This window comes from Pseudomonas sp. Pseusp97, from assembly GCF_047304025.1.
Taxonomy (GTDB): Bacteria; Pseudomonadota; Gammaproteobacteria; order Pseudomonadales; family Pseudomonadaceae; genus Pseudomonas.
Window position 1 is genome coordinate 1 of record NZ_JBGLYK010000195.1, and the last position, 10,768, is coordinate 10,768.

The 10,768-nt window shown below is 65.7% G+C and carries 9 protein-coding genes and 1 pseudogene; 1 reads left to right on the plus strand and 9 read right to left on the minus strand.

Going from position 1 to position 10,768, the window contains the following annotated elements; genetic code table 11:
- The 9 genes and pseudogenes from ACCC94_RS23505 to ACCC94_RS23545 form a co-directional block, all read right to left on the minus strand.
- Positions 1–145, minus strand: a pseudogene (locus ACCC94_RS23505) (phosphoglycolate phosphatase); the annotation flags it as partial.
- Entirely contained in the window at positions 145–819 is a 675-nt protein-coding gene (gene rpe / locus ACCC94_RS23510) for a ribulose-phosphate 3-epimerase (RefSeq protein ID WP_413352001.1), read from the minus strand. The gene rpe and the pseudogene ACCC94_RS23505, both read right to left, overlap by 1 nt.
- Before the next feature lie 189 nt (positions 820–1,008).
- The gene (locus ACCC94_RS23515; protein ID WP_017517311.1) at positions 1,009–1,836 is read right to left on the minus strand and encodes an ABC transporter permease; all 828 of its coding nucleotides are present in this window, start codon (positions 1,834–1,836) and stop codon (positions 1,009–1,011) included.
- A gap of 16 nt (positions 1,837–1,852) precedes the next feature.
- A complete protein-coding gene (locus tag ACCC94_RS23520; RefSeq protein WP_413352002.1) occupies positions 1,853–3,100 on the minus strand; it encodes an ABC transporter permease in 1,248 nt (415 codons plus the stop codon).
- 239 nt (positions 3,101–3,339) lie between these two features.
- Entirely contained in the window at positions 3,340–4,389 is a 1,050-nt protein-coding gene (locus ACCC94_RS23525) for an ABC transporter substrate-binding protein (RefSeq protein WP_413352003.1), read from the minus strand.
- A gap of 68 nt (positions 4,390–4,457) precedes the next feature.
- Positions 4,458–5,567 carry an ABC transporter ATP-binding protein gene (locus ACCC94_RS23530; RefSeq protein ID WP_413352004.1) on the minus strand — a complete coding sequence of 370 codons (1,110 nt, stop codon included), beginning with the start codon at positions 5,565–5,567 and terminating at the stop codon, positions 4,458–4,460.
- A gap of 179 nt (positions 5,568–5,746) precedes the next feature.
- Positions 5,747–6,784, minus strand: a complete 1,038-nt coding sequence (locus ACCC94_RS23535) for an ABC transporter substrate-binding protein (protein WP_413352005.1) — start codon at positions 6,782–6,784, stop codon at positions 5,747–5,749.
- A gap of 164 nt (positions 6,785–6,948) precedes the next feature.
- Positions 6,949–7,584 carry a response regulator gene (locus ACCC94_RS23540; RefSeq protein WP_413352006.1) on the minus strand — a complete coding sequence of 212 codons (636 nt, stop codon included), beginning with the start codon at positions 7,582–7,584 and terminating at the stop codon, positions 6,949–6,951.
- A 44-nt stretch (positions 7,585–7,628) separates the two neighbouring features.
- Complete coding sequence (locus tag ACCC94_RS23545; RefSeq protein WP_413352007.1) at positions 7,629–10,040, minus strand: PAS domain S-box protein; 2,412 nt, start codon at positions 10,038–10,040, stop codon at positions 7,629–7,631.
- 153 nt (positions 10,041–10,193) lie between these two features.
- On the opposite strand from ACCC94_RS23545, the gene ACCC94_RS23550 reads away from it, so the two are divergent.
- A partial coding sequence (locus tag ACCC94_RS23550; protein ID WP_413352008.1) for a DUF3530 family protein occupies positions 10,194–10,768 on the plus strand: 575 nt, incomplete at its 3' end.

Here is a 10,768-nt window from a genome sequence, read left to right on the forward strand (position 1 = left end):
GGACAAGATGCTGCTGGCGCCCGAGCGCCAGCAGCATCTTGTCCACGGCAGCGGCGAGGTCGGGAACCGAATCCACCAGGGTGCCGTCCAGGTCGAACATCACCAGACGCGGCAGCCCGGCGAACTGCAGCTGTGCAGCACTCATCACTTGCGCGCCTGCGCCAGCTCAGCGTGCATGGCGCGGATGACCTCGGCATAGTCCGGTGCGTTGAAGATGGCGGAGCCGGCGACGAAGGTGTCGGCTCCCGCTTCGGCGATCTCGCGGATGTTCTTCACGTTCACCCCGCCGTCGATTTCCAGGCGGATATCGCGGCCGGAGGCGTCGATCAGCGCGCGCGCTTCGCGCAGCTTGTCGAGGGTGCCGGGGATGAATTTCTGCCCGCCGAAACCGGGGTTCACGCTCATCAGCAGGACCATGTCGACCTTGTCCATCACGTACTTGAGCGCGTCCAGCGAGGTGGCCGGGTTGAACACCAGGCCAGCCTTGCAGCCGCCGTCCTTGATCAGTTGCAGCGAGCGGTCGATGTGCTGCGAGGCTTCCGGGTGGAACGTGATGTAGGTGGCGCCGGCTTCGATGAAGTCACCGATGATGCGGTCCACCGGGGAGACCATCAGGTGCACGTCGATGGGCGCGGTGACGCCGTATTTGCGCAGGGCGGTGCAGACCATCGGGCCGATGGTCAGGTTCGGCACGTAGTGGTTGTCCATCACGTCGAAGTGGACGATATCGGCACCGGCAGCGAGCACCTTGTCCACGTCCTCGCCCAGGCGGGCGAAGTCGGCGGAAAGGATCGACGGAGCGATGGCGTAGGGTTGCATGGCGCACCTCTGTGGGCGGAAATCACGGATGGCGCGCATTGTAGCCGCTCGGACGGCTCGAAGGGGATCGGGCCGATAGTCGAAGCGAAAAGTGCAGTATCAGGCGGGAAAGCAGGCAAAAAAAATCGCGGACCGATCCCGCCCCCGTGGGTGAGCACGGGGACGCGACCGTCCGCGAAACACTGTGAATCAGGAAGTCGGTGCGGTACGCAGTTTCTCGCTGCGGCCGCGCAGCCACTCGAGGGTCAGCAGGAGCACGACCGAGAAGCCGATCAGCAGGGTCGCCGCCGCGGCGATGGTCGGGCTGAGGTTCTCGCGGATGCCGCTGAACATCTGGCGCGGCAGGGTGGCCTGTTCGGGGCCGGCGAGGAACAGCGTCACCACCACTTCGTCGAAGGAGGTGGCGAAGGCGAACAGCGCACCGGAAATCACACCGGGAGCGATCAGCGGCAGGGTGACCTTGAAGAAGGTCAGCACCGGTGGCGCGCCCAGGCTGGCCGCGGCGCGCACCAGGTTGTAGTTGAAGCCCTGCAGGGTCGCCGACACGGTGATGATGACGAAGGGCACGCCCAGCACCGCATGGACGATGATCAGCGAGATGTAGCTGTTGCCCAGGCCCAGCGGCGCGAAGAACAGGTAGCTGGCCACGCCGATGATCACCACCGGCACGACCATCGGCGAGATCACCAGGCTCATGATCAGCGCCTTGCCGCGGAACTCGCCGCGGGTCAGGCCGATGGACGCCAGGGTGCCGAAGACCATCGCCAGCACCGTGGCCGCCGGGGCGACGATGATGCTGTTGGTCAGCGCACGCATCCACTCCGCGGAGTTGAAGAAGTCGGCGTACCAGCGCAGGGAGAAGCCCTGCAGCGGGTAGACCAGGAAGGTGCCGGAGTTGAACGACAGCGGCACGATGACCAGTACCGGCAGCACCAGGAACAGCAGGATCAGGCCGCAGAGGATGCGCAGGGTGTAGAACCACACGCGCTCGACCGGGGACATGTAGGGGCTCAGCATCTTCTTGTTCTCCTCATCAGCCCAGGCGCAGGCGGCTCGCGCCCACCAGCCAGCCGTAGATCACGTAGAGCACCAGGGTGGCGAACAGCAGCAGGCCGCCCAGGGCCGTGGCCATGCCCCAGTTGATGGTGGTGTTGGTGTAGAAGGCGACGAAGTAGCTGACCATCTGGTCGTTCGGGCTGCCCAGCAGCGCCGGGGTGATGTAGTAGCCGATCGACAGGATGAACACCAGCAGGCAGCCTGCGCCGACGCCGGCGACGGTCTGCGGGAAGTACACCTTCCAGAAGCTGGCGAATGGATGGCAGCCCAGCGAAATCGCGGCGCGCATGTAGCTGGGGGAGATGCCCTTCATCACGCTGTAGATCGGCAGGATCATGAACGGCAGCATGATGTGCACCATGGACACATACACGCCGGTGCGGTTGAACACCAGCTGCAGCGGCTGGTCGATCAGGCCCATCTTCAGCAGCGCGCCGTTGATCAGGCCACCCGACTGCAACAGCACGATCCACGCGGCGACGCGCACCAGGATCGACGTCCAGAACGGCAGCAGCACCATGATCATCAGCAGGTTGGACTTGCGGGTCGGCAGGATCGCCAGCAGGTAGGCCAGCGGGTAGGCCAGCGCCAGGCAGATCAGGGTGATCACCGCGCCCATCCAGAAGGTACGGGCGAAGATGTCCAGATAGATCGACTGGTCGGGCGTGGCGCGGGCGATCTCGCCCAGGTCGTCGATGCGGTGATCGAGCGCCGCCAGCAGGTAATAGGGAGTGACGGAGCTGGCGTTGCGACGGATCGCCTGCCAGTAGGCCGGGTCGCCCCAGCGCTCGTCGAGCGCTTCCATCGCGTCCTTGTACGACGCCGGCTGCTCCTTGAACGGCAGCGCGCGGGCGGTCTTGGACAGCAGGCTGCGGTAGCCGGCCAGCTCCATGTTCAGGCGCTTGGACAGGTCACCGATGGTCTGGTTCTTGCGCGCGGCGACCAGGTCGTCGCTGAGCGCCTTGTACACCGCATCCGATGGCAGCGACTTGCCGTCCCATTCGGAAATGGCGTTGACGGTCAGCGGCAGCGCGCCGACGACCTCGGGGTTGTTCACGCTCTTGTAGAGCAGCGCCGCGATGGGCACCAGGAAGGTCAGCAGCAGGAAGACCAGCAGGGGCAGCACCAGCGCCTGGGACTTCAGACGGTTCATCCGCTCCGCGCGCGCCAGGCGCTGCTTGAGGGTGGGGCCGGCGACCTCGTTCAGAGACACAGCGGTGGCCATAGCGAACTCCGGTAAAACAGGCCGCCCGAAAGCGGCCAAGGTGTGGTGTCAGGAGGAGCCGCCGCGAGGGGGCGCGGCGGCTCCGGTCCGTCGCGGTCCGGGTGGCCGCGACGGTTTGGCACTGCGAAGTCGTCGACAAAACTGAGCGAAGCGTTTCTGGCTAGACGCCTGGCCGCAGACAGTACCTGTCAGTACGGCAAGGCCAGGCAACAACGCCAGAACAGTTTTGCCGGCGACTCTTACTTGGCAGCCCAGGCGTTGAAGCGCTGTTCCAGCTGCTCGCCGTAGTCAGCCCAGAAGGTCACGTCCATGCCCACCTGACCCTGCATGTTTTCCGGGGTGGTCGGCATATCCTTCAGCAGCTCCTTGCTCAGCAGCGGTACGGCGTTCTTGTTGACCGGGCCGTAGGCGATGTTCTCGGAGTAGGTCTTCTGCTGCTCGGGCTGAACCGAGAAGGCGATGAACTTCAGGCTCTCGTCGACCTTCTTGGCGCCCTTGGGGATGGCCCAGGCGTCGAAGTCGTAGATGCCGCCGTTCCAGACGATCTTCAGGTTGCTCTCCTTCTGCACGGCGGCGATGCGGCCGTTGTAGGCGGAGCTCATGACTACGTCGCCGGAGGCGAGGTACTGCGGCGGCTGGGCGCCGGCTTCCCACCACTGGATGTTCGGCTTGATCTGGTCGAGTTTCTTGAAGGCGCGATCCTGGCCTTCCTTGGTCGCCAGCACCTTGTAGACGTCCTTGGGCGCGACGCCGTCGGCCATCAGGGCGAATTCCAGGGTGTACTTGGCGCCCTTGCGCAGGCCGCGCTTGCCCGGGAATTTCTGGGTGTCCCAGAAATCGGCCCAGCTGGTCGGTGCAGACTTCAACTTGTCGGCGTTGTAGGCCAGCACGGTGGACCAGACGAAGAAGCCCACGCCGCAGTTGCTCACGGCGCCCGGTACGTAATCCTCGGCCTTGCCGAGGATGGCCGGGTCGATGGTTTCGAACAGGCCTTCGTCACAGCCGCGGGCCAGTTCCGGCGACTCGACTTCCACCAGGTCCCAGGAGACGCTGTTGGTGTCGACCATGGCCTTCACCTTGGCCATCTCGCCGTTGTATTCGCCGGCAACGATCTTGTTGCCAGTGCTCTTCTCGTAAGGCCCGTAGAACGCCTTCACCTGGGCATTCTTGTTGGCGCCGCCGAAGGACACCACGGTCAGGTCGGTGGCGGCCATGGACTGGGCCGCGAAGGCCACGCCCAGGGTCAGCGCTGCGAGTTTGAGCCCCGATGCTTTCAAGGACTTCGACATTATTGTTGTCTCCACAGTGTGCAGGTTTGTTTTTCTTGGATGCGTCCGGGAGTGGCCGGGCCGCGCTGTTACGCCGCGGACAGTGGGTCGAGCGCGCGGACGTGCTCGACTTCCCAGCCCAGCGGAACCACGTCGCCAACACTGAGCGCAGGATCGAGCTCGGCGATCGGCTGTTTGACGAAGAAATCGGTACGGCCGCAGACCTCCAGGCGAATGCGCACGTGGTCACCCAGGTAGATGAACTCGGCGACGCGGCCGGAGAAGCGGTTCACGCAGTTTTCGCTGTGACCGTTCAGGCGCACGCGCTCCGGACGGATCGACAGGCTGACGGTGTCGCCGACATTGCCGACGTTGATCGCCAGCGCCTCGACCTTCTCGCCACGGGCCAGTGCCACGGTGCAGCGGTCGCCATTGCGGGCCTGGAGCTGGCCGGCAATGCGGTTGTTCTCGCCGATGAAGTTGGCCACGAAGGAGTTGCGCGGGTGCTCGTAGAGCTCGGCCGGCGGGGCGATCTGCTGGATCTCGCCCTGGTGGAACACGGCCACGCGGTCGGACATGGTCAGGGCTTCGCCCTGGTCATGGGTCACGTAGACCACGGTCACGCCAAGGCGCTGGTGGATGTGCTTGATCTCCATCTGCATGTGCTCGCGCAGTTGCTTGTCGAGCGCACCCAGGGGTTCGTCCATCAGTACCAGTTGCGGTTCGAAGACCAGCGCACGGGCCAGGGCCACGCGCTGCTGCTGGCCACCGGAGAGCTGGGCGGGATAGCGACCGGCGAAGGAGTCGAGCTGGACCATCGACAGCGCGCGCTTCACCCGCTCGCTCACGTCGGTCTTGCTCATGCCGCGCACGGAGAGCGGGAAGGCCAGGTTCTCGGCCACCGTCATGTGCGGGAACAGGGCATAGTTCTGGAACACCATGCCGATGTCGCGCTTGTGCGGGGGGACATTGTTGATGGCGCGGCCGGCGAGCTGGATTTCACCGGCGGTAGGAGTTTCGAAACCGGCCAGCATCATCAGGCTGGTGGTCTTGCCGGACCCCGAAGGCCCCAGCAGCGTCAGGAATTCGCCTTTGCGAATGTCCAGATTGAGGTCCTTCACGATGAGGGATTCGCCGTCGTAGCTCTTCTGCACGCCACGGAAACTCACCAGCACATCGTTTGCCTGATTCTCGGCCATCACCGCACCTTTGTTTTTTTGTAAATGCCGTTGATCTCAAGCCTAGAGAAGCTGGACCGGCGCGCAAATCGGGCGGTATGAGAGATTGCTATAAGGCTTAGAGAGGATGCTTTGTAGGGCGATCCCTACAAAACTGCCGAAGCGGACTGCCGACCACCCGGTGGTCGGCAGCCTGTGGATCAACGCTTGGCCCAGGCCTGGAAGCGCTTCTCCAGCGCATCGCCGTGCTCGGTCCAGAACGCCACGTCCATGCCGACGGCATGGGCGATGTTCTGCGGCGCGGTGGGCAGGTTGGCGGCCACGTCCGGCGCCAGCAGTTCCACCGCCTTGCGGTTGGTCGGACCGTAGGCGATGTTCTCGGCGAAGGCCTTCTGCTGCTGCGGCTGGCCGGCGAAGTTGACGAACTGCTCGGCCAGTTCCTTCTTGAACACGCCCGAGGGCAGCGCCCAGAAATCGAAGTCGTAGATGCCGCCGGCCCAGACCATGCGGAAGCCCTTCTGCTCGGCCTGCGCGGCGGCGATCCGGCCGTTGTAGGCGGAACTCATCACCACGGTGCCGTCGGCGAGATCACGCACCGGGTCCTGGCCGGACTTCCACCAGTTGATATTCGGCTTGAGCTCGTCGAGCTTGCGGAAGGCGCGGTCGACGCCATCGTCGGTGGCGAGCACCTGGTAGACGTCCTTGGGCGCGACGCCATCGGCCATCAGGGCGAATTCCAGGCTGTACTTGGCGCCCCAGCGCAGGCCGCGCTTGCCGGGGAATTTCTTCGTGTCCCAGAAATCCGCCCAACTGCTCGGCGTGCCCTGCAGCTTGCTCTGGTTGTAGGCCAGCAGCGTGGTCCAGACGAAGATGCCGACGCCGCACGGCTGCACCGCGCCCGGCACGAAATCGGCGGTGTTGCCCAGGGTCTTGGGATCGAGCTTCATGAACAGCCCTTCCTCGCAGCCGCGCGCGAGCTCGGGAGCCTCGACCTCCACCACGTCCCAGGACACATGGCTGATCTCCACCATGCGCTTGAGCTTGGCCAGGTCGCCGTTGTAGGAGCCGTGGACGACGGCGTTGCCGGTCACTTCCTTGAACGGTTTGTAGAAGGCCGCCTCCTGGGCTTCCTTGTTGGCGCCACCGAAGGAAATCACCGTGACGTAATCCGCCAGCGCCGGCATCGCGGCGCTCCCCAGCAGGCCGAACAGCAGCCCTCCCCTTACCGCTCGCAACATCTTCTTCTCCTTGTTATCACGACGTACTGCATGAAGCCGGCAATCATTCCCTGCCTCACGCCCGCTAGATAGACGGTTCGTTACAGAAATCGGACACGTCGCACAGAGTGGAAGGAAAATTCAGCGAGCGATCTGCCGCAGATCAAGCCGGCGTGGCGGCTCGATCAGACGAGCTTGTGCTCCATGGCGTAGCGCACCAGGTCCGCTACCGAGTTGGCATTGAGCTTCTGCATCAGCCGCGCCTTGTGGGTGCTGATGGTCTTGCTGCTGACCGCCAGTTGCTGGGCGATCTCGTTGACGCCTTCGCCCTGCACCAGGCGCTCGAACACCGAGAACTCGCGCTCGGACAGCAGCGCGTGGGGCGGCCGGGAATCGGTGAGGCCGACTTCGAAGACCATGCGGTCGGCGAGATCGGGGTCGATGTAGCGACCGCCGCTGGCGACCTTGCGGATTGCCGTCAGCAGCAGCGCCGGGTCGCTGTCCTTGGTGGCATAGCCGGCGGCGCCGACCTTCAGCGCGCGGGCGACCATCTGCACTTCGTCGTGCATCGACAGCATGAGGATGGCTGGCGGGTTGTTCAGCGCGCGGATCCGCGGGATGGCTTCCAGGCCGTTGACGCCGGGCATGGAGATATCCAGCAGGACCACTTCGCAGGGCGTCTGGCGCAGGGTTTCGAGCAACTGCTCGCCGTTGGTGGCCTCGCCCACCACCTGCAGGTCCTTGGCCATGCCGATCAGCTGCTTGATGCCCTCGCGCACGATCGTATGGTCTTCCGCCACCAGCACTCGAATCACCGCCATTGCTCCCGTCCCGCACTCGTCATTGTCATTATGTTTGTCGCCGCTTACGCCTCCTGGGATCGCAGCGGCACGCGGATCCACAGCGTGGTGCCCTCTCCGGGCTGGCTGTCGATCTGCAGGGTGCCGCCGAACATCAGCACCCGCTCGCGCATGCCCACCAGACCGAAGGACACGCCCTGGCGCGTAGCTTCCGGATCGAAGCCCACGCCATCGTCGGCGATGCGCAGGCACAGTTCGCGTCCCTCGACGCTCAGTTGCAGTTCCACAGTATGCGCCTGGGCATGGCGCATCACATTGGTCAGTGCTTCCTGAAGGATACGGAACAGGCCGATGGCCTTGGCATCCGACAGCTGCGGCGGATTCTCCGGCACCTGCACCAGGCAGGGAATCTGCGTGCGCGCTTCGAAGCGGCGCGCCTGCCACTCCAGCGCCGAACCGATGCCGGCATCGAGGATCGGCGGGCGCAGCGCGGTGGCCACGTCGCGCACCAGCTGGAACAGTTGGGCGATCAGCCGCTTCATGTTGTCCAGGCGCTCGCGCAGGCCACTGTCCAGCTCGGCATAGGCCAGCTCGCACATGGAGGTCTCCAGCTTGAGCACGGTAAGTACCTGGCCCAGTTCATCGTGCACTTCGCGGGCGATTCGCGCCTTCTCCTCCTCCCGCACGCTCTCCAGGTGCGCCGACAACTCGCGCAGCTGCGCGCGGGAATCCTGCAGCTCCCGCTCGATCTGCTTGTGCTCGGTGACATCCCAGACCACGCCGTCCCAGGCCGGGCGACCGTCGTCCAGCGTGCGCACGGTGGCCTTGATGTCGACCCAGCGCGGTTCGTTGCTGCGGGTCAGGATGCGCCCCTGCCACAGCCAGTTGCGCCGGCCTTCCACCGCTTGCAGTTGGCTGGCGAGGTAGCCCTCGCGCTCGGAAGGATGCACCAGGCCCATGATGCCCAGGCCGCTCTCGCGCAGATAACCGGGCGAGTAGCCCAGCGAGGTTTCGCTGCCCCCGGTGATGAAGCTGATGTAGGCGAAGTCGGAGTCGTCGTCCGGCGCGTTGGGCTCCAGGCGGAACACCAGGCCCGGTACGTTGGCAGCGATGCCCTGCAGGCGCGCCTCGCTTTCCTCCAGCGCGGCGCGGGCGCGGCGACGCTCGGTGACATCGTTGAGGAACACCAGCAGGTACTCCGAATCGCCGAAGCGCAGGAAGCTCAGTGACACGTCCGCCGGCAGCCATTGGCCGTCGGCGCGCAGGCACTGGGTCTCGAAGCTCAGCGGCGCTTCGTCGGCGTTGCGCGCGCGGCGCCAGAGGTTGAGCCAGCGGTCCATGTTCAGCGTCGGTTCGAAGTCCGACAGCGGGCGGTCCACCACCGCGCCCGGCGCGTAGCCGAGCAGCTCCTCGGCGGCACGGTTGGCGTAGCGCACGTGGCTGTCCCAGTTGACCCAGAGGATGCCGACGGTGCTGCTGTCGATGGCGAACTGGGTCAGGCGCAACGCCTGCTCCGCGGCCTGGCGCAGTTCGATATCGCGGCGTGCGGCGAGCAGGCGCGACTCCAGCGCATGGTGCTGGCGGCGCAGCCAGAGCAGCGCGGCAACCGCGAACAGCAGCAGCAGGCCGAGCAGGATGCACAGGTTCTGCCAGAAGCCGGGCGAAGAACCCAGGCGCGGGTAGACCGGTTGCAGCCAGCGTTCGTGGAGCTGGTCGAGGTCCTTGGCGGGTACCGCCCGCAGCGCCGCGTCGATGATCCCGGCCAGCTCCGGCAAGTCCCGGCGCGTCGCTACGCGCAGCAACTGCGGATAACCGATATCGGCGACCACCGACAGCCCGCTGAACTCGGTTTCCCGCGTCAGGCGCGCCAGTTGCGCCTCGTCTATCACCGCATAGTCGGCTTCGCGCCCCAGCACCTTGCGCAACACCTCACGATCGCTGTCGACGACCTGCAGGGCCAGCCCCGAGTAGGTACCGCGCAGATAGTCGACCACCGGGCCGGGGCCGCGTACGGAGACGGATTCGCCTTCGCCCAGGTTGTCCAGCTCCACCGACGTGCCGCTGCGGCGGTCGCCCACGACCAGGCGCGGCACGCGCAGGTAGGGATCGGAGAACAGCCAGTCGCGCAGGGTGGATGGCGTCTGGCTGATGCCGGGAGCGAGGTCGATCTCCCTCGCACGTACCGCTTTCTCCAGAGACGCCTGGTCCGGATAGGTGCGCCATTGCAGGCCGACGCCGAGCGCCTTGGCCAGCCATTCGAGCAATTCGACGTTGGCTCCGGAGAGCTGCTGCAGACGGCGATCCTGCTGGACATAAGGCGCCTCGAGGACGGCGCCCACGCGCAACTGAGGGTGCTCGACGAGCCAGGCGCGCTGCGCTTCGTCCAGCGTCAGCGGCGCCGCGGGGGTTTCCGCCACCGCCAGCAGCGGCAGGCAACACAGCCAGAAAAGACAGGCTTTCCAGAACAGACGACTCATGCCCACAGCACCCTGGTGTTCGATCGTGTCAAAGCAAATGGCCGGCATACCTTACAGCAAGCCCGGTTGAACCCGGCAGCCATGCGCCTGACAAAGCTAGGACAAGCCGCTAGGCTGGCCGCACCCGCGCCCGCCGACACAGGGAAATCCTTGATGCCGCACTCGTTTCGCCCGACACTTTTCGCCCTCTGCTTCTCGCTGGGCCTGTCGCCGCTGGCCGCCAGCGGTGAAGACAGCAAGGCGCCCGCCGAAGAAAAGCCCGCTGCCGCTCCGGCCGTGCGCCCCGCCGTGAGCGAGCGCAGCCAGGACGAAGCCAGCGGCCTGGTGCGCCAGTTGCCCGAAAGCGAGCGCCAGGAACTCAAGGCCGGCGACGAAACCTTCCTCGCCCTGTGGCTGCCGGCCAATGCCGCCGACGCCGAGGGCGCAGTGATCCTGATTCCCGGTGACGGCGAAAGCGCGGATTGGCCGGTGGCGATCGGCCCGCTGCGGCGCAAGTTGCCCGATGCCGGCTGGCAGACCCTGGCCGTCACCCTGCCCGATCCGCAAAGCACGGCGCCGATCCCGCGCCCGAAGGAGTCGCCGGACAAGGCCAGCGCCGACACCGACGCCACGGCCACCGACAGCGCCAGCAAACCGGAAGTGAAGGGCGGTGAAGGCAGCGCGACTCCGACACCGGAAAGCACCGCCGAAACCGGCAGCGCCGAGCCGGCCCAGGCCAGCCCCGAGGC